At 60.0% G+C, this 21,542-nt stretch carries 21 protein-coding genes; 13 read left to right on the forward strand and 8 right to left on the reverse strand.

The window, feature by feature from the left end; genetic code table 11:
• Positions 1-83 precede the first annotated feature (83 nt).
• Positions 84-215: a hypothetical protein gene (locus HMPREF3158_RS13290; protein WP_256366447.1), complete on the reverse strand. Its 132-nt coding sequence runs from the start codon at positions 213-215 to the stop codon at positions 84-86.
• Between the two features lie 94 nt (positions 216-309).
• Between HMPREF3158_RS13290 and HMPREF3158_RS09170 the strand changes: the two genes are divergently transcribed.
• Positions 310-1,044 (forward strand): PAQR family membrane homeostasis protein TrhA, encoded by a 735-nt coding sequence (locus HMPREF3158_RS09170; protein WP_062037281.1) that lies wholly within the window; start codon positions 310-312, stop codon positions 1,042-1,044.
• 22 nt (positions 1,045-1,066) lie between these two features.
• Here HMPREF3158_RS09170 and HMPREF3158_RS09175 read toward each other — a convergent pair whose 3' ends face one another.
• On the reverse strand, positions 1,067-3,160 hold the full coding sequence (locus tag HMPREF3158_RS09175; RefSeq protein ID WP_062037286.1) for an acyl-CoA dehydrogenase family protein: 2,094 nt from the start codon (positions 3,158-3,160) through the stop codon (positions 1,067-1,069).
• Positions 3,161-3,216: 56 nt separating this feature from the next.
• Entirely contained in the window at positions 3,217-4,515 is a 1,299-nt protein-coding gene (locus HMPREF3158_RS09180) for an acetyl-CoA C-acetyltransferase (RefSeq protein ID WP_062037291.1), read from the reverse strand.
• A 154-nt stretch (positions 4,516-4,669) separates the two neighbouring features.
• On the opposite strand from HMPREF3158_RS09180, the gene HMPREF3158_RS09185 reads away from it, so the two are divergent.
• Both HMPREF3158_RS09185 and HMPREF3158_RS09190 read left to right on the forward strand, forming a co-directional pair.
• Positions 4,670-5,998, forward strand: a complete 1,329-nt coding sequence (locus tag HMPREF3158_RS09185; protein WP_062037295.1) for a 3-oxoacyl-ACP reductase — start codon at positions 4,670-4,672, stop codon at positions 5,996-5,998.
• Entirely contained in the window at positions 5,999-6,916 is a 918-nt protein-coding gene (locus tag HMPREF3158_RS09190; protein ID WP_062037299.1) for a MaoC/PaaZ C-terminal domain-containing protein, read from the forward strand. It begins immediately after the preceding gene.
• On the opposite strand, the gene HMPREF3158_RS09195 is transcribed toward HMPREF3158_RS09190, so the two are convergent.
• Complete coding sequence (locus tag HMPREF3158_RS09195; RefSeq protein ID WP_062037303.1) at positions 6,913-7,932, reverse strand: acyl-CoA thioesterase; 1,020 nt, start codon at positions 7,930-7,932, stop codon at positions 6,913-6,915. The two genes, HMPREF3158_RS09190 and HMPREF3158_RS09195, sit on opposite strands and share 4 nt — an antisense overlap.
• A 34-nt stretch (positions 7,933-7,966) precedes the next feature.
• Between HMPREF3158_RS09195 and HMPREF3158_RS09200 the strand changes: the two genes are divergently transcribed.
• The 3 genes from HMPREF3158_RS09200 to purM are packed head-to-tail and all read left to right on the forward strand — an operon-like array spanning position 7,967 to position 10,955.
• Complete coding sequence (locus HMPREF3158_RS09200; protein WP_062037306.1) at positions 7,967-8,371, forward strand: sterol carrier family protein; 405 nt, start codon at positions 7,967-7,969, stop codon at positions 8,369-8,371.
• A 10-nt stretch (positions 8,372-8,381) separates the two neighbouring features.
• Positions 8,382-9,881, forward strand: coding sequence for an amidophosphoribosyltransferase (gene purF / locus HMPREF3158_RS09205; RefSeq protein WP_070498261.1), 1,500 nt, complete (start codon positions 8,382-8,384; stop codon positions 9,879-9,881).
• Positions 9,882-9,902: 21 nt separating this feature from the next.
• On the forward strand, positions 9,903-10,955 hold the full coding sequence (gene purM / locus HMPREF3158_RS09210; protein WP_061924525.1) for a phosphoribosylformylglycinamidine cyclo-ligase: 1,053 nt from the start codon (positions 9,903-9,905) through the stop codon (positions 10,953-10,955).
• A 494-nt stretch (positions 10,956-11,449) separates the two neighbouring features.
• Here purM and HMPREF3158_RS09215 read toward each other — a convergent pair whose 3' ends face one another.
• The gene (locus tag HMPREF3158_RS09215; RefSeq protein WP_179294342.1) at positions 11,450-11,650 is read right to left on the reverse strand and encodes a DUF3073 domain-containing protein; all 201 of its coding nucleotides are present in this window, start codon (positions 11,648-11,650) and stop codon (positions 11,450-11,452) included.
• Positions 11,651-11,828: 178 nt separating this feature from the next.
• On the reverse strand, positions 11,829-12,887 hold the full coding sequence (locus HMPREF3158_RS09220; RefSeq protein ID WP_062037312.1) for a CAF17-like 4Fe-4S cluster assembly/insertion protein YgfZ: 1,059 nt from the start codon (positions 12,885-12,887) through the stop codon (positions 11,829-11,831).
• Positions 12,888-12,917: 30 nt separating this feature from the next.
• Between HMPREF3158_RS09220 and HMPREF3158_RS09225 the strand changes: the two genes are divergently transcribed.
• Positions 12,918-13,784: an aminodeoxychorismate lyase gene (locus HMPREF3158_RS09225; RefSeq protein WP_070498264.1), complete on the forward strand. Its 867-nt coding sequence runs from the start codon at positions 12,918-12,920 to the stop codon at positions 13,782-13,784.
• Between the two features lie 8 nt (positions 13,785-13,792).
• Here the strand turns inward: HMPREF3158_RS09225 and HMPREF3158_RS09230 are convergent, their stop codons facing one another.
• Positions 13,793-14,431: a heme-binding beta-barrel domain-containing protein gene (locus HMPREF3158_RS09230; RefSeq protein WP_062037318.1), complete on the reverse strand. Its 639-nt coding sequence runs from the start codon at positions 14,429-14,431 to the stop codon at positions 13,793-13,795.
• 65 nt (positions 14,432-14,496) lie between these two features.
• Between HMPREF3158_RS09230 and HMPREF3158_RS09235 the strand changes: the two genes are divergently transcribed.
• The gene (locus HMPREF3158_RS09235; RefSeq protein WP_201057367.1) at positions 14,497-15,525 is read left to right on the forward strand and encodes a diacylglycerol/lipid kinase family protein; all 1,029 of its coding nucleotides are present in this window, start codon (positions 14,497-14,499) and stop codon (positions 15,523-15,525) included.
• 2 nt (positions 15,526-15,527) lie between these two features.
• On the opposite strand, the gene HMPREF3158_RS09240 is transcribed toward HMPREF3158_RS09235, so the two are convergent.
• Positions 15,528-16,337: an LmeA family phospholipid-binding protein gene (locus HMPREF3158_RS09240; RefSeq protein ID WP_062037325.1), complete on the reverse strand. Its 810-nt coding sequence runs from the start codon at positions 16,335-16,337 to the stop codon at positions 15,528-15,530.
• Between the two features lie 33 nt (positions 16,338-16,370).
• Between HMPREF3158_RS09240 and mshD the strand changes: the two genes are divergently transcribed.
• The 5 genes from mshD to pstB all read left to right on the forward strand — a co-directional run bounded on the left by mshD (position 16,371) and on the right by pstB (position 21,501).
• Positions 16,371-17,291: a mycothiol synthase gene (gene mshD, locus HMPREF3158_RS09245; protein WP_062037328.1), complete on the forward strand. Its 921-nt coding sequence runs from the start codon at positions 16,371-16,373 to the stop codon at positions 17,289-17,291.
• A 193-nt stretch (positions 17,292-17,484) separates the two neighbouring features.
• Positions 17,485-18,579: a phosphate ABC transporter substrate-binding protein PstS gene (gene pstS, locus HMPREF3158_RS09250; protein WP_062037331.1), complete on the forward strand. Its 1,095-nt coding sequence runs from the start codon at positions 17,485-17,487 to the stop codon at positions 18,577-18,579.
• Positions 18,580-18,706: 127 nt separating this feature from the next.
• The gene (gene pstC / locus HMPREF3158_RS09255) at positions 18,707-19,750 is read left to right on the forward strand and encodes a phosphate ABC transporter permease subunit PstC (protein WP_061924504.1); all 1,044 of its coding nucleotides are present in this window, start codon (positions 18,707-18,709) and stop codon (positions 19,748-19,750) included.
• 16 nt (positions 19,751-19,766) lie between these two features.
• A complete protein-coding gene (gene pstA, locus HMPREF3158_RS09260) occupies positions 19,767-20,678 on the forward strand; it encodes a phosphate ABC transporter permease PstA (RefSeq protein ID WP_062037334.1) in 912 nt (303 codons plus the stop codon).
• Positions 20,679-20,727: 49 nt separating this feature from the next.
• The gene (gene pstB / locus HMPREF3158_RS09265) at positions 20,728-21,501 is read left to right on the forward strand and encodes a phosphate ABC transporter ATP-binding protein PstB (RefSeq protein ID WP_061924498.1); all 774 of its coding nucleotides are present in this window, start codon (positions 20,728-20,730) and stop codon (positions 21,499-21,501) included.
• Positions 21,502-21,542: the final 41 nt, after the last annotated feature.

A 21,542-nucleotide genomic window follows, 5' to 3' on the forward strand; every position in this document is an offset into this window, starting at 1 on the left:
GTACAAGGATTTTTCAGCTTGTATAAGTATTTCCCAGGGAAAGTGGAAAAAAGATTCAACTACTGGGGCAAAAGTGGCACGTGCTATTCGATGTCGAGTGTTTGCCCGAGCGTCGTCTCCCAGGTCTTGTACAGCTGCGCTCCGAAGAAGTCGTAGTCGGTCGAATCCGGCCAGGCCTCGCCGATTTTGGCGCCGGTGCAAAATTTAATACGCATAACAAAATAGTGGGCATTCCCTTGAAAGCGTCCGGCGGGCTCCGTATAGTTACGGCAACGTAAGTTTTCTCCGAAGTGAGGCGGCTACCCATTGATGGCTAACAAGGAAAACACTTTGCTATTAGCAGGGGTGGGGCAGGCGCCACCTGAGGGGCTCGTTGAGCGGCGTTATTTCATCGCTGACCGTGGCCCGCGCCCCCTCACTCGCGGCTGGGGTCACTTCTTTGCCGCGATTTGTTCGGTGATCGCATCTACTGTGCTGATTACCTATTCCTGGATGACGCTGCCCTGGTGGCACGCGCTAGCCGTTACCGTCTACGGCGTCGGCGTAGTGGGCTTGTTTGGCGTGTCCGCCCTTTATCACCGTTGGCCATGGCCGAGTTTGCGGGCAGTGCGTTGGTGGCGTCGGGCGGATCACGCAACCATCGCTGTTTTTATTGCGGCGACGTATACGCCGCTGTGTGCCATCGTCTTAGACGTGAAGCAGGCATCGCTCATGTTGGCTATTGCTTGGGCTGGGGCAATATTGGGTGTCATCCTGAATCTGTTGTGGATAGACCATCCACGCTGGCTCGATGTGGTGGTCTATCTGGCATTGGGATGGTTGGTGGTCCCACTCATTCCCACCCTGTGGGGTGCCGCTGGCGCCGTAGTTGTGTGGCTGCTTTTTGCCGGCGGAGTGATCTATTCGCTCGGCGCTTTGGCTTATGGCTTCAAATGGCCGGGCCGCAACGCCCGGTGGTATGGCTACCACGAGCACTTCCACAGCGCGACTATCGCGGCTGCGGTTGTGCACATGGTGGCCATTTGGATGGTCGTGGCGGCCTAGGCGTTCAATTGGGGGCAGGCACCTAATCGCGCAGCGGGTCCACACCGGCTTCGGTGAGCATCGGAATGTTGGATACCTCGGAAGGCAGGCCGAACGCGTCAACAAGAACCACGGACCACGGTGCCAAAGAATCCACCAGATCATTGATTGCAGCGCGGGCGGCCTTCATACGGCCGGCCGGAAGCAAGTTGTGCTCCTGATACCAGCCGGCGTGCTCGACCAGCGTGGACAGAACGAATAGGTGACGTAGCTGCTCAAAGACCTGGCGTGCGAGGGAACCTACCTCCAGGCGGTCTTCCGCCTCAATCATCGCTTGGACCAGCAGCGTATCTACACGGGCCCAGCCTGCCGCGATGAGGTGATCCTGGCACTGGTCCACGATGGCGGCTGCCTGCACCTTGTCGGCCTTGCGGGCCGGCTGGATGCGACGAACGAGAGAAAGCAGGACGGACTGGGCACGGTCGTCGATGAGCTTGGCTTGGTAGACGGCGTCGAAAAGCGATGCCTCGTTCGGATTGACCAGGTCCACCAGGCCCTGCAGGCGCGTGGTGAAACCAGTGCGGCGGCGGACCACTTCAGTGGCGGTCGTAGCGGCATAGCGCACGGTATCCCATGGAGACATGTCATTCATCGCACGACCGTAAGCGGTGAGCAAGTTCTTGCCCACCATCTGAATCAGCACGGTGTTATCGCCCTCAAAGGTGGCGAAGACATCGGAGTCGGCGCGGTAGGTGGTCAGGCGGTTTTCTGACATATAACCTGCGCCGCCGCAGGCCTCACGGCATTCCTGAATCGTGCGGATGGCGTGCTGGGTTTGTGCGGCTTTAATCGCGCCGGCCAAAGACTCCATCTCGCGGGAGGCATACTTTTGCTCCTCTGTGGGCGTGGTCACGGACCACGAGCCTGCCTCCTGGCTGTCATTCATCTCCTGGTAGCGCTCCAGAATTTGGTTGTGCAGCAGGTGCAGCGCATAAGAGCGCGCCAGCGGGATGAGCAGGCGGCGGCGGTGCTGGCGGTGATCGATAAGGTGCTTTTCGGCGCCGGTTGCGCCTTCGAATTGGCGGCGGCGGTTGGCGTAGCGCACCGCGATGTCTAGCGAGGCCTCCGTGGCGGCGCCCGCGGCACCAGCCACGCCCATGCGCCCGCGGATCAGCGTGCCGAGCATGGTGAAGAAGCGGGCGTTGGGGTTTTCAATCGGCGAGGAATACCTGCCCTTTTCATCGACGTCTGCGAAGCGGTTGAGCAGGTTCACACGCGGTACGCGCACGTTGTCGAAGCGGAGCGTGCCATTATCGACGCCCACGAGTCCACCCTTGTGGCCGTGATCGCCCAAGGTGATGCCCGGCAGCGCGTTGCCTTGCTCGTCACGAATCGGAACGATGATGGCGTGCACGCCGTGGGTGCGGCCATCGCTTTCCGGGGTCATAAGCTGCGTGAACACGACGGCGGCACGGCCGTCCTGGGCGGCGTTGCCGATGTAGTTCTTCACCGCGGTATCGCTCGGGGTATTGATGATGAATTCATCGGTTTCCGGGTCGTAGTTCGCCGTGGTCTCAAGGGATTGCACATCAGAGCCGTGGCCGCGTTCGGTCATGGCGAAACAACCAGGTAGCTCCAGGGATGCGGCCTTTTGAATCCACTCGATGTGGCGCTCGGTGCCGAGCTGGTCGAGGGCGCCGCCCCACAGTCCCCACTGCACGCCGGACTTGATGGCGAGTGAGCCGTCGACCCAAGCCAGGCCTTCGAGTGTGAAAGTGGAAAGAATCGGTTTGCCAGGCCCGCCATTGTCGCGGCGCAGACCTTTTTGGAAACCGCCGAAGTCGCGCACCTTAGCGAGATTGTTGAAGGTATGCGCGCGCTGCTCGGCGACGGAGAGATCTGGATGCGGGAAGAGCTCCGGGTCATTGATGAACTTGCGTAGCTCCTGGCGGAAGGCGGCGTGTGGGCCATCGAGTAGGTTGCCCAGCTCGGTAGCTACGGATGGCTTCGGTGTCTTGGGCAGGCGGCGCGGGCTGCGCGGCTCTGCTTGGGCGGTGGTGGAACGAAGATTTGCGCGGTTTGCCTCGGTGGAGGAAGCAGCGCTGGAATCCTTGCTTTGAGTCTTGAGGAGTGCCATGGTTTTTCCTTCTTTGGGCGGCTGCTTTTGGCAGCCGGGGATTTTTGGGGTGCGGGTTAGCGTTCGATGATGGCGGCCACGCCTTGGCCGCCGGCGGCGCAGATGGAGATAAGAGCGCGGCCGCCGCCTGCTTCCTGCAGGACCTTCCCGGCGGTGGCGAGGATGCGCGCCCCGGTGGCCGCGAAGGGGTGGCCGGCAGCCAGCGAAGAACCCTTGACGTTGAGCTTGCTGCGGTCGATGGGGCCGAGTGCGCCGGGCAGGCCGAGGCGCTCGCGGCAGTAAGTCTCGTCCTCCCACGCATTCAGGGTGGCAAGGACTTGTGAGGCGAAGGCTTCGTGGATTTCGTAGAAGTCGAAATCTTGCAGGGTGAGGTTGTTGCGCTCGAGGAGGCGCGGCACCGCATAGGTCGGCGCCATGAGAAGGCCGTCTCCGCCGTGTAGGAAGTCCACTGCGGCGGTCTCGGAATCAACTAGGTAGGCAAGCGGCTCGAGGTTATGGTTTGCGGCCCAGGATTCGCTGCCTAGGAGGGTGACTGCCGCGCCGTCGGTAAGCGGCGTCGAATTGCCGGCGGTCATTGTGGCCTGGGTGCCGTGCTGCTCGGCATCGCGCTTTCCAAAGACCGGCTTTAGCTGGCCGAGCTTTTCTGGCGTGGAGTCAGGACGGAGGTTGGTATCGCGGTTAACACCCATGAAGCCGGTGCTGAGGTCGTTAAAGAAACCTTCCTCCCAGGCCTGATGGAGCTTCTGGTGAGAAGCGAGCGCGAGCTTGTCCTGGTCAGCGCGGCTTATGCCCATTTCGCGGGCCGTGATAGCCGCGTGGTCGCCCATGGAAAGCCCCGTGCGCGGCTCGCCGTTTTGGGGCTGCTCGGGCGCGAGCTGGGCGGGGCGAATTGAGCCGATGAGCTTTGCGCGTTGGGAAAAAGTCTTTGCGCGGCTGAGTCTGATGAGGGTGCGTCGCAGGGAATCGTTGACGGCGAGCGGGGCGTCCGAGATGGTATCGGTGCCGCCAGCGATGCCGGATTCGATGCGGCCGCGGGCAATGGCGTCACCAACATGGATGGCGGCGGCCAATGAGGTGCAGCAGGCCTGCTGCATGTCGAGTGCCGGGGTAGTAGAAGTAAGCGCCGAGCCAAGGACTACCTCGCGGGTGAGGTTGAAGTCTCGCGAGTGCTTGAGTACCGCGCCTGCTGCTACGAGCCCTAACCGTTCCTCGTGCAGGCCGAAGCGCGCGACGAGTCCGTCGAGGGCGCTGGTGAGCATGTCTTGATTGGAGGCGTGCGCGTATTCCTTGTTGGAACGGGCAAACGGAATGCGGTTGCCGCCCAGGATTGCGACGCGGGGCGAACTGCTGGTCATTGCGACTCCTTGCTGGGAAACCAGAGGTAGAAAAGTTTTCACTGGAATGTTCTAAATCACACTCCGAATGATAGTGTTAGTTGTATCACTCAATTAACTAACCCTGCAACCTCTTGCAAAAAGGCTTGCAACCTTGTTAAAGGAAGGATTTCGAATGCCCAAACTCAATTTCGCTGAGAAACTAATCAACTCTCCAGTAGCCGCGAAGGTGGGCGTGCCGCAGGGCTATCCGCTGCGCCGCTTCACCTCCGGGGAGCCGGCTTTAGACGCCCCAGTGGTCATTGGTTCTGCAGGAGCGGGCCACATCGCCCACTTCCTTTCCACTGCGCTCGCAGTGGACTATCAGCTGCTTTCGGTGGAGGCGGAAACTGCCCGGGGTGCGCTGGTATTCGACGCCACCGGAATCGAGGAGCCAGAGCAGCTGCGGGAGCTCTACGATTTCTTCCATCCGCAGCTGCGCAACCTCGCACCGAATGCACGCTTGCTGGTCATCGGCACTACCCCGGAGAAAACCGCGACCATCGATGCCCGCATTGCCGCCCGCGCCCTCGAGGGTTTCACGCGTTCGCTGGCTAAGGAGATGCGCAAAGGCGGTACCGTGAACCTCATTTGGGTCGAACCCGGCGCCACGGCGGAAATCGAATCCACGGTGCGCTTCTTCCTCTCCGGTAAGTCAGCGTTCGTAGACGGCCAGGTGGTGCGCGTGAAGGCCGCTACCGCCGCGGCGGACGCAGACTGGCAGGCGCCTTCTCAAGACCGTCTTGCCGTGGTCACCGGCGCAGCCCGGGGCATCGGCGCCACTATCGCGGAGGTGTTGGCGCGCGATGGCGCGCAAGTCATCTGCATCGACGTCCCCGCCGCGAGCGAGCACCTCAGCAAAACGGCAAACAAGGTCAAGGGCACCGCGCTACCGCTGGACGTTACTGACCCGGGTGCTGCCGCGACCATCGCAAAGCATGCGCAGCGCCACTATGGCCGCCCCATCGACGTCATCGTCCACAATGCCGGCATTACCCGTGACAAGCTGCTGGCCAATATGAACGAGGGGCAGTGGGACGCCGTCCTCGCCGTTAACCTCATAGCTCCAGTGCGTATCACCGAGGCGCTGCTGGATAGCGGAGATCTTGCAACCGGGGCAGCGGTGGTGGGCGTGTCTTCCATGGCGGGAATCTCCGGCAACCGCGGTCAGACCAATTACGCCACCACCAAGGCCGGCATCATTGGGCTGGTTGATGCCCTCACCCCGGTACTGGCAGACAACGGTTCGACCATCAACGCGGTGGCGCCGGGATTTATCGAAACTGCCATGACCGCAGCCATGCCCACCGGCCCACGTGAGATTGGCCGCCGCATCAATTCCCTGCAGCAGGGCGGCTTGCCAGTTGACGTCGCCGAGACCGTCGCCTACTTCGCTGCCCCGGCCTCCGCGGCGGTCACGGGTAACACCGTGCGCGTGTGCGGCCAGAACATGATGGGAGCGTAAATGCTAGACCGCAATGTGCAGAACCTGAAAGAGATTCCGCAGCTTTCCACGCTTTACCGCAAGCAGGTGATAAAGGCGCTGCCCGGTGTTGCGGGAAAACGCGTTATCGATGACCCACCAATTGCCTACCGGGTAGAAGGCGTACACATTGATCCGGAGCATCTTGCTGCTTACTGCCAAGCAGTGGGTTTCCGCCTGGGCAACGAGGTTCCGGTTACCTACCCTTATGCGCTGGCCTTCCCGCTAGCGGTCAAAGTCATGGACTCGCCGGGTTTTCCTTTCCCCGCCATGGGCATCGTTCATCTTTCAAACAAGATTGAACAATTCCGCCCTTTGCACGTGGAAGATACTTTTACCATCGACGTCCACGCGGAGAACCTGCGCAGCCACCGCAAGGGGCTGGTGCTCGACATGATTACCTCCATTTATGTAGAAGGCATCTTGGTCTGGCAGCAAACCTCCGCATTCTTAGGGCCCAAAGCGCACTTTTCTTCCTCCACCCCGGCAGATGTGCAGGTAAGGCCAGAAGCTGCCCGCTTCCTGCCGCAGCCGGAAAAGCCCGCGCCGGAGGTAACGGCCATGGCAACGCTGCGTTTTAACCCGGAAGCCGTAAAGACCTACGCGGCCGCTTCCGGGGATAAGAACCCCATTCACACCTCCCGGCTGGGCGCGAAGGCCTTTGGTTTTCCGAACACGATTGCCCATGGCATGTTCACCCACGCCAAGATGCTCACTGCGTTTGAGGGGCGCCTGCCCGATGCAGTGCGCGTGCAGGCAGACTTCTACAAGCCGGTCATATTGCCCGCCACCACGGCGCTTTTTAAACAAAAAGAAGGCTCCGGTTGGAACGCGCAGCTGCGCCAGGCCAAAAACGTAGAAAAGCTCCACGTTGCCGTCAACGTGGAGCCAGCGCACTAATCCAAGTGCTGGTGCTGCGGAGCCACAACCAGTGGCTTCGGGGAGTACTTTCCGCGTAGCTCGCGCAGGATGCCGGCGTGCTCCCACAGCGCCTTGTCCTCTGCCGTCTTCGGCGTGAACTGACGGGCTGCCATCGGCTGCCAGTCGGCGTCCATCGCCATATAAGAAACCGTGGCGTGGATGGCGGTCTCCAGATTCTGGCGTCCACCGCGCGGGTTGCCAGAGCGGACGTGGATGGACATCTGCATGGAGCGCGCATCGGTGCGCATCATGCGGGCATCCACCTCGATGAGGTCACCGATGGCAATCGGCTGGTAGAAGCGAATACCGCCGGCATAAACGGCCACGGTGTGCTCGCCCGACCACTCCATGGTGCAGGCCGCGCCCGCCTCATCGATCCACTCCATGGCGGTGCCGCCGTGGACCTTGCCGCCCCAATTGACGTCGGTCGGCTTTGCTAGGAAGCGGTTGATCATGCGCGGGGCGTCGGAAGGCCCGTCATAAGTCTGCTTTTCCATCTCATCCTCGATGGCGCGGCGCAGCTCGATGCGGGACTCGGCCGCCTCCCAGACACGACGTTGGTCGTCGGAAGTCGGCTCAAACGGTGGCACAGGGGTGGACTTACCCGTTTCCGGATCCTTCGCCACGAAAATAACCAAGCAATCGCAAGCGCGCGTGAAGATGCCATCGCGTGGGTCTGCGGAAAGGACTTCGTTGACGATGTGCATCGAAGAACGGCCTGTCATGGCGATTCGCGAGCGCACCTCCACCAAGTGCCCGGAAGGAATCGGGCGAGTGAAATGGATGTGACCCACATAGGCGGTAACGCAGTAGGCACCGGACCACTGGACCGCGCACGCATACGCTGCCTTGTCGATCCACTCCAAGACGCGGCCGCCGCCAATGCCCTGCGCACCAGCGATGGTCATATCCGTGGGCGCCGCCATGAATCGGAGGGTGATCGATGGCGACTTCGCGGTTTCAGTATTCTCTTGTTCCGGAAGGGTTAGTGACATGCATAGAAAGTTATCAGGGAGGCCGAATTAGCGCATGAAAAATAAGGTAGACCCAGCGGCCACGCGCGCTGCCGTGGTGGCGGTCCAAGACTGGATAAAACGCCCCGATGAGGTGGAAAAACCAGGTAGGGCATTGCTTGCCGATGCCGTCCGTCGCACCGCCCGCACCCTCGAAGCCGACGCGCCGGGCCATTCCGTGGAGCTGCGGGTGCCCCCATTCGTGGCAGTCCAATGCATCGAAGGTCCTCGCCATACGAGGGGTACCCCACCCAATGTGGTGGAGATGGACCCATTGACGTGGTTGCAGCTGGCCACGGGCCTGCTCCGCTGGGAGGAGGCCGTTTCCGCCGCTCGCCTCGAAGCTTCCGGCTCCCGCTCTGGCGAAATCGCAGGATGGCTGCCAGTCATTCCGTTAGTTTCTACTGCCCACAACGACTAGGATTAGCGCCGTGGTAGCTGAAAGAACTCCCCATATCACCAATCTCGATGATCACAACGAGACCGAACCTCGCGAGGAATGCGGCGTCTTTGGCGTCTGGGCTCCGGGGGAAGAGATCTCGAAGCTGACCTACTTCGGTCTCTTCGCCTTGCAGCACCGTGGCCAGGAGGCCGCCGGTATCGCAGTCGGTGACGATGACAGTCTTGTCGTCTTCAAGGATATGGGCCTGGTGTCCAATATCTTCGATGAATCCATCCTGGCCTCTCTTCAAGGCAACGTCGCCGTAGGGCATACCCGGTACTCCACCGCAGGCGGCAAGGAATGGGCCAACGTGCAGCCCATGTTTGCCACCACCTCCAATGGCATCGACATTGCCTTGGGCCATAATGGCAACCTTGTTAACTACTTGGAGCTGCGCGAGGAAGCAGTAGAGCGCGGGCTGGTTGCACCGCAGCAAGAGTCGGTTTCCGATTCCATGTGCTTGTCCATGCTGCTTGCCGACGGCGTGAGTGATAGCGTCAGCGTCTTCGAATCCGCTCGTGCGCTGCTCCCGCGCGTGAATGGCGCATTCTGCCTGACCTTTACCGATGGGCACACGCTTTACGCTGCGCGCGACCCGCACGGCGTGCGCCCGCTGGTGCTGGGTCGTTTGCCAAAGGGCTGGGTCGTGGCTTCGGAGACTTGTGCGCTCGACATCGTCGGCGCGCAGTTCATCCGCGAGATTGAACCGGGCGAGCTCATCTCCATCGACGAAGCCGGCATCCGCTCCGAGAAGTTTGCGGAGCCAACCCGCCACGGCTGCGTTTTCGAGTATGTGTACTTGGCGCGTCCTGACACCGACATCAAGGGCCGTTCGGTGAATGCGACCCGAGTGGAAATCGGGCGTCGCCTAGCGCGGCAATACCCGGCGCCGAACGCGGATCTAGTCATTCCAGTGCCTGAGTCCGGTAACCCGGCGGCTGTGGGCTATGCCCGGGAGTCCGGAATCACCTTCGCGCACGGCCTGGTGAAGAATGCGTACGTTGGCCGCACCTTCATTCAGCCCACCCAGACGCTGCGCCAGCTGGGCATTCGCCTGAAGCTGAACCCGCTGCGCGAGGTCATTGAGGGCAAGTCCCTGGTGGTCGTGGATGACTCTATCGTGCGTGGCAACACCCAGCGCGCGCTGATTCGCATGCTGCGCGAGGCGGGCGCGGCGGAGGTGCACGTGCGCATCGCTTCGCCGCCAGTGAAGTGGCCATGCTTCTATGGCATTGACTTCGCCTCCCCGGGCGAGCTCATTGCGAATGCGAATCCGTCGGATGACCCAGAGGTAGTCTGCAAGACTATCTGTGACGCCATCGGTGCGGACTCCCTCGGCTTCGTCTCCATCGATGAGATGGTCGCCGCGACCCAGCAGCCTCACCATGAGCTGTGCACCGCCTGCTTTGACGGTGTCTACCCACTCGGCCTCCCGGCCGGCAACCCGAACGCTGAGGCCGTGCGCTCCCTGCTCGGCGAAGAATCCTAAAACACAAGGCAAGGAACAAAAATGAGCGAGAATACTTACGCGGCAGCTGGCGTCAGCATCGAAGAAGGCGACCGTGCCGTCACCCTGTTTGCGCCGCACGCAAAGCGTGCAACCCGCCCGGAGGTCATGGGCGGCCTGGGCGGCTTCGCGGGCCTGTTCAAGCTGGGCGAATACAAAGAGCCGGTCCTGGCTGCAGGCTCCGATGGCGTTGGCACCAAGCTGGCCGTTGCGCAGGCGATGGACGTCCACGACACCATCGGTATCGACCTGGTTGCAATGTGCGTCGATGACCTCGTGGTGTGCGGCGCGGAGCCGCTATTCCTGCAGGACTACATCGCCGTGGGCAAGGTCGTGCCGGAGAAGGTCGCAGAGATTGTGAAGGGTATCGCTGAGGGCTGCGTGCAGGCAGGCGCTGCGCTCCTCGGCGGCGAGACCGCTGAGCACCCAGGTGTTATGGACCCAGAAGAATACGACGTCTCCGCAACCGCCGTGGGTGTAGTCGAGGCAGATTCCATCCTGGGCCCGGACAAGGTCCGTGACGGCGATGTCCTCATCGCGATGGCCTCTTCCGGCCTGCACTCCAACGGCTACTCCCTGGCTCGCTACGTCCTGCTGGAGCAGGCAGGTCTACCGCTCGATGGACACATCGAGGAGCTTGGCCGCACCCTCGGCGAGGAGCTGCTGGAGCCGACTCGCATCTACGCCAAGGACTGCCTGGCTCTGACCGCTGAGTGCAACGTTTCCACCTTCTGCCACGTCACCGGCGGTGGCCTGGCCGGTAACCTGGAGCGCGTCATTCCGGAGGGCCTGACCGCTGAAGTTAACCGTTCCACCTGGACCCCGGGCCAGATCTTCAAGACCATCGCTTCTGTGGGCAAGGTTTCCCTGGAGGAGATGGAGAAGACCTTCAACATGGGCGTTGGCATGATTGCCGTCGTCGCTCCGGAGGATCGCGAGCGCGCCCTGGCTATGATGGCTGCCCGCCACGTTGATGCGTGGGAACTCGGCACCATCCGCGCCGCTGGCGAGGGCGAAGAGCGCGTCATCATGAACGGCGAGCACCCGAACTACTAAGCCCCGCCCAACCACTTCTGCTTTCGGCCTTCCATTCTCTGCCACATCGCGGTGGAGGAGGGGAGGCCGTTTGTGGTTTTCCTCTTCCGGTGCCGGTTTTCCTGCGCTTCCGCTCGGCTCTTCGGCGTTTTCGCGCGGATGGTAAAACCGCACCATTTAGGGCCGTCTGTTCCGCGGCCGCCAAATGCAGTCGAAGCCTAGTGCGCTTTCCAAATGGTGAGGTCGCACCGTAACCGCTGTGACTACAGTGGGCTCCTGGGGCGGGTGACTCCTCACCTCACCATTTGTTCCTCACCATTTGGAAATGCCGGCCGAGGGAAGGCCGAGGGAAGGCCGAGGGAAGAGTAGGGGCAGCCCAGGCAGACCAGGGAAGCGGCCGTGAAGAGCAGGGTAGCGCGGGAAAGAGCCAGGCAGCGGCCAAAAGCAAAAGGCCGCAACCACGCGAAGCGGCTGCGGCCTACAGCTGGAGTCCCAGCGGCGAAAAGGAAAGCGCCTTAGCGCTGGTCCTCCTCGTCGTCTTCGTCCCACTCGTCGACGTAGTCGGCGTAAGGATCCTCGTCCTCGTAATCGTGGGAGTTGTTCGGGTTTTGGGAGGCAAGCTCCCGCTGGAGCGAATCCAGATCCATTTCAGGCGAATTGTACTTCAGCTGGCGTGCAACTTTGGTCTGCTTTGCCTTTGCGCGTCCGCGTCCCATGTGCATGACCCCCTTGAGGTGAGTAGGGCGTTCCAGGGATTCTTGGACGCCCCATCGGCTTAAATCTAAAAGTGTATCTTCCTGTTAGACACAATAGCCTGTGTGACGAAAAAATTCCGCACCACCCCCCTACATATGCCAAAACGAGTGGGATAACTCGCGCAGAGGGCTAAATGAGTTATCGGCCACGCAACTTTTCTACCGCAGCTCGTCCCGCCTTTGGGCCCTCATCGACTGGGAGCGAGTCATTTTCTACGGATGCAGCGACATCCCCAATGGCCAGTTGCTGGCCACCCAAAGCCGAGCGCTTGACCAGCGCGAGTGCGATGGGGCCAAAGTCGCAGTCATCGACCACTGTTCCGAGACGTCCCACGCGGCGCCCGCCAAGAGTAACGTCTGCACCAATCTCCGGACGAGTAGGTGCCGAGCCATCCAGATAAAGCATCACCAAAAGCCGCGGCGAGCGGCCGAGATTCTCCACCCGGGCGACGGTCTCTTGGCCGCGGTAGCAACCCTTGTTCAGGTGCACGAATGCCGGCGCATCCCCGCGTGAAATCCAGTGCGGGACCTCGTGGGCAATCGCCTTTGCGTCCAGGTCCGCGGCGAGTTCCGGCTCCAGCGCCTTTACACGCTCGGCGGTGTAGGCCATTAGCCCCACCAAGGTTCCGCCAGCCGATTCCAGTTCCGCCACGGCTGCCTCTAGGTCTTCACGCGGGACGAGATAGTCCGTGCGCTGCGGGCCGCGCCAGGCGACGTCGCGCGACACCACCGCGCTTGCTGGCGCCGGCAGGGCAGAACCCAGCACGGTGATGACTGCCAAGGGTGCTTCTTCCACAGTCACCTGGGACCAGAAGATCATCTTGGTCAAAAATTCCAGCAGAGAAGAAAACTGGGCTTCTGGAACATCCAGGTAGAAGGCCTCGTCAACTCGGGTGAGATCCATGTGGTGGAGCACGTGGCCCTGTATGTCTAGGTCGAGGGCGCCGGCGCTGAAGCCAGAGGGGGCGTCGTCAAGCTTTTGCGATAACAGGTTATTGAGGAAGGTCGCAGCCTCTGGGCCCCCGACCTTGATGACGCGGCGCTGGGAGCGGTCCACGATCCCGGAGCCGGTTTCGATGTTCCTTTGCTCCTTGAGCGGGTTACCGTAGTGCCAGGCGACGCCCACGGCGTCGATTGCAGTGGCGTCTTGGAACTCAGCGGCGCCTGTGCGCGCTAAAAGTGGCGAAGAATAACTCACGAGATCCGATGGTAGGGCATAATAAAAATTATGGAGTTCACGCCTCGAAAAGAGCCGGTCATCTACGTTGTTGAGCCCTATGGTGGCTCTGTGCGCAAGCATCTTCCGTCGCTGCCACTTATCTATTGGGATGACGCCGCTGTCACTCGTGGCGACGGCATCTTTGAGTCGCTGCTGGTGCGTGATGGCAAGGTGGCTAACCTTGCCCGGCATAGCGCGCGCTTTGTGAACTCAGCGCGGGCCCTCGAGCTGCCGGAACCGCAGATTGAAAAGTGGAAGGAAGCCACCGAACTCGCCATCGCGGATTACTTCGGCGGTGATGAGATAGGCGAGGCCAAGTGCACGTGGACTTATACCCGCGGGCGTGCATCGACGGGCCACCCGAGCGCCTGGGTTGTGGTGCAGGCAATCGATAAAAAGCTACTTGAGCAGCGCGAGAAGGGCGTCAAGGTAATGACCACCCCGCGCCTGTGGCACGTGGCCGAGGAATTGCCCGCCAAGACGCTGAACTACGCTGCCACCATGGCTACCTTGCGCCTGGCAAAGGGGAAGGGATTTGACGACGTCATCTTCGTCGACCCAGACAGTGGCATCGTTTTGGAAGGCGCCACCTCCACCGTCGTGGCAGTGCGTGGAAACAAGCTGCGCACCCCGGCAGCGAAGGGGATTCTCTCCGGCACCACGCAGGCTGCGCTCTTCGAATACGCGCAGCAGCAGGGCTATCGCTGCAAGGCTAAAGAAATCACGCCGGAGTATCTTGAGCGCTGCGATTCGGTGTGGCTGGTCTCTTCAGCGCGCACCGCCGTACGCGTTACAAACCTCAATGGCTCAAAGCTAAAGGCCCCGGATAACGCTGCGGAAATCCGAGGCCTGCTTGATGCCGCGCTTGCGCGGTAGGGCTTAAACTAGCCTGCTACGCGCTCAAGCTCAGCGGACATGTATGGGCGCATCTCGCCGTCGACCATGCGCTCGTCGACCCAACCCAGGTTGTTGTTCGGCATCAAGCCGTACATGCGCTTGCCTGGGCCGAAGTTCTTCGGTCCGGTTTCGGTAACCATGGTGGACGCGGACTCGAGCTGCCATGCACGCTCGTTGAAAGGCTCGCCGTAAAAGATCTCCACGATTCCGTTAGAGGAGGTGTAGGTCATCTCGATCTCGTCCTTCAAGGAGATTCGCCAGTAACCGGATTCGCGGATATCGGCACCCTGCGGCTTGCCCTCGGTGTCGATGCGCCAGGTGCGGGAGCTATAAGTTAGGTAATTCTCGCCGTCGTGGCTGACAATAAGTTGCTGACCAAAGGTGTACTGCTCGCCGGAAGCATCGTGGGCCTGGCCTTCGCCCTGCCAGACGCCTACGAGGGGAAGAAGGGCTAGCAGGCCGTCGTGAAGCGACGGGCCCTGACGCAGGTTAGCGGTTTCCTGCGGCAGAGGGTTGTTGCCGACTTCCATGGCCGGGATGTTGCGGTTCGCTGCGTCCTTCCATGCTTCGGCGGCATTGTTGACAGCGTCGTTGCCATTTAGCTTTTCGTTGCTATTTTCGCTCATGACGCACCAGCCTAGTCGTCTTAAAGGGATATAAACCACTAGGCTGGTTCGCTGTGCGAGTATTAATGATTTCAAATCCGAACTCGACTTCGCAGAGCGATGCATTATTCAGGCAGGTCATCCCGCTGCTGCGCGATGTCGAAGGCGCCCACCTGCGCATGCAATTTACCCATTATGCGGGGCATGCAGAAGAGATCGTGCGCGGTCTTCGGCGTGCGGATTATGACGCCATTGTCGTCTTTGGCGGCGACGGCACGGTCAATGAAGTTGTCAACGGATTGCTCGGTCCGGCAGATAATGACCAGCGCCCGGCTCCGGAGGAGCTGCCGGTGCTCGGCGTTATTCCGACTGGTTCCGCCAACGTCTTCGTCCGTGCTTTAGGCATTCCGAATACTCCTGTGGAGGCTGCCCACGTACTGGCACGCCTGCTGGAGCGCGATACCCGCCGCACCATTCGCCTTGGCACCTGGAACGAGCGCTGGTTCGCGGTCAACGCCGGCTTCGGCCTCGATGCGGATGTCTTGGCGCGCGTCGATCGTGCCCGTGAGATGGGTTTTGCAGCCACCCCGTTGCGTTATCTGGCGGTCTCCGCGCAGGCTTACCTGCGTGCGCGCGTCATTCCGCCGGAGATTTCCGTCCATGCGGTCAATCGTGATGGCAAGGAAATTACCGCGCACAAGGTGCCTTTGATGTTTACCTCCAATACCAACCCGTGGACCTTCTTGGGCCCGCTGCCGGTGGTTACTAACCCGCGCAATTCCTTTGACAAGGGTCTGGGGCTCTTCGGCGTTTCTGACTTGGGCGGCATTCACGGTTTGGTGGGCATGCTGCACCTGATGGGCGTTGATCGCAAGCGTGTGTTGAGCAAGATTACTCAGGCCCGCGCATTGCAATTCGACGATGCACAGGTGGTCGAATTGGAAACGCCGACCCCGAAGCGCTTCCAAGCCGATGGTGAGTCCGAAGGCAAGTTCACCAAGGTGCATTTGGAGTCGGTGGCAGATGCCATCGAGGTCTTTGCGCCTTCGCAGCCGCGCCCGCCGCATGAGCGCAGCGTGCGCGAGATTCTTCGCGATCTGGTGCGAATTAAGTAGCGCTAGCTGGCCTGACCAACGCGCTGGGCGGTATCCACGGCGCGCCTTTCCGCGTCCTTCACCGCCTTTTCCTCCGAACCCTCGATTTCGAGTGGGGACAGCTGGGTGGACTTCAACTTGATGTTGCGGCGCTGCACCTCAAAGGTGATGGAGCCACCATGCAGTTTCACGGACGTCGCCTGTGCAGGCAGCGGTAGGTCGCGGGTGTCGAATTGCATCGAGAAGGCCTTCTTTAAGCGCGGATCCTCAGTGTCGTAGACATTCATGTGGAATTGCTCGCCAACCAGGCGCAGCGCGACCTTTGCCGTTGACTTCTTTTTATCTCCCGGCAGCGTACCCGTCAGCTCTGCCTCGGCTGCGGTACCGCCGATAGGGGAGATGTTGTCAGGGTTTGCAATCGAAAGATCGGTAATGCCCATCAGCCTGCCCAGCGCCACGCCATCTAGGCTGATGCTGCGGGTGTAGGTCGAGACGGGGGCACCTTCGAACTTCCCGCTAAAGACCTGCTGCGGGGTAATGGTGATATCGCGCATGGTGGTTGAAGCATTGACCATGCCCAGCTTTGGCACCTCGACGTCGAGAGATTGCACCTCGAGATAAGGAATCTCTTTGGTCAGCGTGGCGAGCGTATAAGGAAAGCCGCCGATGTAGACGTCGGGAGTATTTTCGAGGCGCGAGACCGCCTTCGATTCTTGGGCCACGGTGTGCTCTGCGTGCATGGCCACCGCAGAATCCGAAAGCCAGGCGAGGGTGCCCACGATGGCGACGATGCCGAGGCGGACAACGTTGCGGTTGATTTGCAGAACAGTCACTCTTCTATTCTTACCGCACGTACGCTGGTGGGTATGAATATCGAAAATTATCAACTTCCAGAGTGCCCAGAACTCGCAGGAAGGCTCAAGAAAATCGCTGATTTAGCACGGGGCGTCGACGGTATTGCGCCCCTGTCGGAGCAATTCATATTGGGCCTGGATGACGCGCACTTGGAACACACGCACTTGGTGCTCAGCGACGCCACGGAGCCGATAGGCCTTGCGGCTGTCGCCGGAGACGATGCTGAGATGTTTATCCACCCCGATTATCGTGGCCGTGGCTGGGGCAACGAGCTTCTTAACGCCGTGCGGGCGATAAAGCCTGCAGCAAATGTCTGGGCGCATGGCAATCTGCCGGCAGCCCAGGCTGTGGCGCAGAATAACCACATGGAAAAGGTGCGTCAGCTTCTGGTCATGGAGGTTGCCGGTAAGGATTTGGCGGAGCACTCCATGCTTGGCGACGCCCCGTATACTCCCGCCAACTTCACCGATTCGGTAGAGCGGTGGGGCACGGACTTGGTCGAGCAGGAATGGGTGCGTGCCAACAACGAAGCCTTTTCCTGGCACCCGGAGCAAGGCGGATGGGATATAGAGCGTTTGCACCGCGGGATGGAAGCGGAATGGTTCGATCCGGCAGATGTCCTTTTCTATTGGGACACCAAGAAAGGCGATGATGGGGCAGCCCCCGTGCTGGCCGGATTCCACTGGACCAAATGGCACAAGGAGGAAATTGATGAGTTTGGTGAGGTTTATGTGATCGGCATTTCGGAGGCCTATCGCGGTCAAGGTTTGGGAAAGCCTTTGCTGCGTTATGGTCTGAATCGAATGGTGGAAAAGGGTGCTGACCGGGTAATTCTCTACGTAGAAGCGGATAATAAACCGGCTGTAAAGCTCTATGAGCGCCTCGGGTTTAGCGTTATTGAAGACCATTCTGTCTATTCGGGGCGTGATTAGTCTCACCAACTTTGGTGACATGTTCATTTGTTGTTTACCTGAAATCACCTCTGCGGTTAACCCACCCCGAATAGCTTTAGTTTTCGTGAGTTAACCGCGGTGTTGGTAGTTCTCTTTCAACTCTTTCGCTTTTACCAATGCGATGTGCGGTTTGCTCGATAACAATCTCTGTTCTGCTTTGGAAAGGTTTCCCGTGATCCGCAACTTCAAGCGCACCGCTGCAATTTTCGGCATTGTTGCCGCAACCTCCACCGGCCTTGTTGCCTGCTCTGAATCCGGTTCGGGCTCTGAGGGCGGCTCTGAGGTCTCCGGTGACCTCACCGGTGAGGGCGCATCCTCCCAGAAGAGCGCAATGTCCGTCTTCGAGAAGGCCTTCCTGGACGAGCACCCTGACGCTAACTTCTCCTACACCTCCTCCGGCTCCGGCGCTGGCGTTGAGGCTTTCACCAACGGCACCGTTGACTTCGCTGGTTCCGACTCCGCTCTGAAGGAGGACAAGGGTGAGGTTGAGGCTGCCAAGAAGCGTTGCGAGGGCAACGACGCATGGCACCTACCAACCACCATCGGCCCGGTTGCAATCGCATACAACCTGGGTGACAAGGAAGTAAACCTGAAGACCGAGACCCTGGCAAAGATCTTCAAGGGCGAGATCACCAAGTGGAATGACGAAGAGATCAAGGCTTCCAACGAGGGTGTTGACCTCCCAGATACCGACATCACTGTCATCTTCCGTTCTGACGAGTCCGGTACCTCCGACAACTTCCAGAAGTTCCTGAAGACCGCCACCGGCAACTGGGACAACGAGGGCAAGCAGTTCCCGGACGCTGTCGGCGAGGGTGCAAACGGTTCCTCCGGCGTTGCTGACCAGGTTGCTTCCATCGAAGGTGCAATCACCTACGTTGAGGCTGGCTACGCACACCAGAAGGAATCTGACGGCGTCAAGATTGCCAAGATCGACTTCGGCAACGGCCCGGTTGAGCTGTCCAACGAAACCGTCGGCGTTGCACTCGACAACCTGAAGTTCAAGGAGACCGGCTCCGAGCACAACATGGTTGTTGACTCTGAGGCTCTCTTCGGCTCCGACACCAAGGGTTCCTACCCGCTCATCCTGACCACCTACAACATCGTTTGCTCCGCTGGTTACGATGAGGAGACCTCCGCGCTGGTCAAGGCTTTCTTCAAGACCGTTCTGGATAACCAGAGCTCCGACCTCGAGTCCGCTGGATTCATTCCTGTTACCGGTGACCACCTCGAGCGTCTGAAGTCTGCTGTTGACGCAATCCAGTAATTTGCTGGATACGCAATAAAAGACAGCACTGCCCGCCCCCAAATCCGTTCATCAGAGCGCCTTTGGGGGCTGCGGTGTGTTGCACATTAATTCCCACAGTTTCCGTTGAAAAGGATTTCGTAGTCTCATGGCAGACAACAATCTCACCACGGCGCCACCAAATGAGCAGACAGAAGCCGCCTCGCGGCCTGCTTCTTCTGCTGGTAGCTCCGAGGCCGCAATCGTGAAGTCCGGTTCGGGTGTAAAACGCCCAGGTGACCGAATTTTCGAGTTTCTCTCCACCGCCTCCGCAACCTTAATCACCGTGATGATCGCTGCCATTGCAGCCTTCCTGATTTGGCGCGCAGTGCCTGCACTGAACGTCAACGAGGGCGGCTTCCTAGGCTTTTTCACCTACGGTCAGCGCTGGGAGACTAACAACACTGACGCAATGCAGTTCGGTATCCCGACCATGTTCGGCTCCACGGTGCTCATCTCCGTTGTTGCCTTGCTGATCGCGATGCCGGTTGCGCTTGGCATTGCTATCTTCCTTTCCAACTACGCTCCGGCCCGCGCAGTGAAGCCGCTTGGCTTCTTGGTCGACATGCTCGCTGCAGTTCCGTCCATCGTTTACGGTCTGTGGGGCTGGCAGGTTCTTGGCCCGGCTCTTTCAGGCTTTTATAAGTGGATTCATTCGTGGGCTGGCGGCTTCTTCCTGTTCACCACCTACGACAACTCGCCTTCCTTCGAGACCGGCCGCAACATCTTCACCGGTGGCATCGTGCTGGCAGTGATGATTCTGCCCATCATCGCCGCCACCGCGCGTGAGGTCTTTGTGCAGACCCCTCCGGGCCAGATTGAGTCCGCGTTGGCGCTGGGCGCTACCCGCTGGGAAGTTATCCGCATGACCGTCCTGCCTTTTGGTATGTCCGGTTACATCGCCGGTTCCATGCTGGGCCTGGGCCGTGCGCTGGGTGAGACTATGGCGCTGTACATGGTTGTCTCGCCGCTGATTGATTTCCGCTTCTCGCTTTTCGACGGCGGTACTACCTTCGCTACTGCGATCGCTCTGGCAGCTTCCGAGTTCGGTAACGAGATGCGTGCGGGTGCTTATATCGCAGCCGGCCTCATGCTGTTCCTGCTGACCTTCGTGGTCAATGCCATTGCCCGTTCCATCGTGAAGAAGAAGTAGGAAGAGGTAAACCTGAATGTCTACCCCAGTAAAGACCCTTCCGCAGAACTCCGGATCGGCGTTCCTTGATATTTCCGGCGGCCGCAAGACCGCCAACAACATCGCCACCTTCGTCGTGTGGGCCACGATGATCATCGCGATGATTCCACTCGTCTGGGTGCTCTGGGAGCTTTTTGCTCGCGGTGCCGGCGCCATTTTCAATCCTGAATGGTGGACTACCTCGCAGCGCGGAATCCTTGATACCGAGGCTGGCGGCGGTGCATTGCACGCGATTATCGGTACCTTCGTCCAGACCCTCCTGGCAACCATCATTTCCGTCCCGATTGGCATCTTCACCGCTATCTACTTGGTGGAGTATTCCCGCGGCGGTCTGCTGAGCCGCCTGACCACCTTCATGGTCGACATCCTTTCTGGTGTTCCTTCCATCGTCGCTGCGTTGTTCGTCTTCGCAATGTGGATCACGCTCTTCGGCTTCGACCGTTCCGGCATGGCAGTGGCGCTTTCTCTGGTGCTGCTGATGATTCCAATCGTCGTTCGTAACACGGAGGAGATGCTGCGCGTCGTCCCGATGGACCTGCGTGAGGCTTCCTATGCGCTGGGAGTGCCGAAGTGGAAGACCATCGCCCGCATCGTTCTGCCAACCGCTCTGTCCGGCATCGTCACCGGCATCATGCTGGCCGTTGCCCGCGTCATGGGTGAGTCCGCTCCGGTTCTGGTCTTGGTCGGCTCGACCTCTTCCATCAACTGGGACGCAATGGATGGCGCAATGTCTTCCTTGCCGCTGATGATGCTTGATATGTACAAGTCCGGCGCCCAGCCGGCCGTTCTGGACAAGCTGTGGGGCGCGGCACTGACGCTGGTCCTGCTGATTGCAATCCTCAACATTGCGGCGCGCTTCGTTTCTGCGAAGTTCTCCGTCAAGAAGTAACACGCCCGCCCGCCACACCTAAAGCCCCTCAACAGGAGTAATTCAAAAAATGTCAAAGCTTGAGCTCAATGACGTGAACATCTACTACGGTGATTTCCACGCCGTACAGAACGTCAACATGCAGATCCCAGCACAGGCAGTTACTGCGTTCATCGGCCCTTCCGGCTGCGGTAAGTCCACCGTTCTGCGCACCATCAACCGCATGCACGAGGTCATCCCTGGCGCTTCCGTCAAGGGTGAGATCCTGCTCGACGGCCAGAACATCTACGGCCCAAAGGTTGACCCAGTCTCCGTCCGTAACACCATCGGCATGGTCTTCCAGAAGGCAAACCCGTTCCCAACCATGTCCATCGAGGACAACGTTGTCGCCGGCCTGCGTCTGTCCGGTGAGAAGAACAAGAAGAAGCTGAAGGAAGTCGCCGAGAAGTCCCTGCGTGGCGCAAACCTATGGGATGAGGTTAAGGACCGTCTGGACAAGCCGGGCGGCGGCCTGTCCGGTGGTCAGCAGCAGCGTCTGTGCATCGCTCGCGCGATTGCCGTGGAGCCAGAGGTTCTCCTCATGGACGAGCCTTGCTCTGCACTGGACCCAATTTCCACCTTGGCCGTTGAGGACCTTATCCACGAGCTGAAGGAAAACTTCACCATCGTTATCGTGACCCACAACATGCAGCAGGCAGCGCGTGTGTCCGACAAGACCGGTTTCTTCTCCCTCGAGGCCACCGGCAAGCCGGGCCACCTGGTGGAGTTCGATGACACCACCACCATTTTCAAGAACCCGTCTAAGAAGGACACTGAGGACTACATCTCCGGCCGCTTCGGCTAAGCCTTAGTTGCCGTTTCGGCGTAGTTGGTAGGGGCAATCCG

It is taken from the genome of Corynebacterium sp. HMSC06G04, assembly GCF_001807365.1.
Classification (GTDB): domain Bacteria; phylum Actinomycetota; class Actinomycetes; order Mycobacteriales; family Mycobacteriaceae; genus Corynebacterium; species Corynebacterium simulans.

What these genes read in the sequence shown, in the direction of transcription:
- HMPREF3158_RS09175 (WP_062037286.1), bottom strand. Translation starts at nt 3,160, where the DNA reads ATGGCACTCCTCAAGACTCAAAGCAAGGATTCCAGCGCTGCTTCCTCC.
- HMPREF3158_RS09215 (WP_179294342.1), bottom strand. Translation starts at nt 11,650, where the DNA reads ATGGGACGCGGACGCGCAAAGGCAAAGCAGACCAAAGTTGCACGCCAG.
- HMPREF3158_RS09170 (WP_062037281.1), top strand. Translation starts at nt 310, where the DNA reads ATGGCTAACAAGGAAAACACTTTGCTATTAGCAGGGGTGGGGCAGGCG.
- HMPREF3158_RS09235 (WP_201057367.1), top strand. Translation starts at nt 14,497, where the DNA reads ATGATTTCAAATCCGAACTCGACTTCGCAGAGCGATGCATTATTCAGG.
- HMPREF3158_RS09200 (WP_062037306.1), top strand. Translation starts at nt 7,967, where the DNA reads ATGAAAAATAAGGTAGACCCAGCGGCCACGCGCGCTGCCGTGGTGGCG.
- HMPREF3158_RS13290 (WP_256366447.1), bottom strand. Translation starts at nt 215, where the DNA reads ATGCGTATTAAATTTTGCACCGGCGCCAAAATCGGCGAGGCCTGGCCG.
- pstC (WP_061924504.1), top strand. Translation starts at nt 18,707, where the DNA reads ATGGCAGACAACAATCTCACCACGGCGCCACCAAATGAGCAGACAGAA.
- mshD (WP_062037328.1), top strand. Translation starts at nt 16,371, where the DNA reads ATGAATATCGAAAATTATCAACTTCCAGAGTGCCCAGAACTCGCAGGA.
- HMPREF3158_RS09185 (WP_062037295.1), top strand. Translation starts at nt 4,670, where the DNA reads ATGCCCAAACTCAATTTCGCTGAGAAACTAATCAACTCTCCAGTAGCC.
- HMPREF3158_RS09230 (WP_062037318.1), bottom strand. Translation starts at nt 14,431, where the DNA reads ATGAGCGAAAATAGCAACGAAAAGCTAAATGGCAACGACGCTGTCAAC.
- HMPREF3158_RS09195 (WP_062037303.1), bottom strand. Translation starts at nt 7,932, where the DNA reads ATGTCACTAACCCTTCCGGAACAAGAGAATACTGAAACCGCGAAGTCG.
- HMPREF3158_RS09180 (WP_062037291.1), bottom strand. Translation starts at nt 4,515, where the DNA reads ATGACCAGCAGTTCGCCCCGCGTCGCAATCCTGGGCGGCAACCGCATT.
- HMPREF3158_RS09190 (WP_062037299.1), top strand. Translation starts at nt 5,999, where the DNA reads ATGCTAGACCGCAATGTGCAGAACCTGAAAGAGATTCCGCAGCTTTCC.
- pstA (WP_062037334.1), top strand. Translation starts at nt 19,767, where the DNA reads ATGTCTACCCCAGTAAAGACCCTTCCGCAGAACTCCGGATCGGCGTTC.
- HMPREF3158_RS09225 (WP_070498264.1), top strand. Translation starts at nt 12,918, where the DNA reads ATGGAGTTCACGCCTCGAAAAGAGCCGGTCATCTACGTTGTTGAGCCC.
- purM (WP_061924525.1), top strand. Translation starts at nt 9,903, where the DNA reads ATGAGCGAGAATACTTACGCGGCAGCTGGCGTCAGCATCGAAGAAGGC.
- pstB (WP_061924498.1), top strand. Translation starts at nt 20,728, where the DNA reads ATGTCAAAGCTTGAGCTCAATGACGTGAACATCTACTACGGTGATTTC.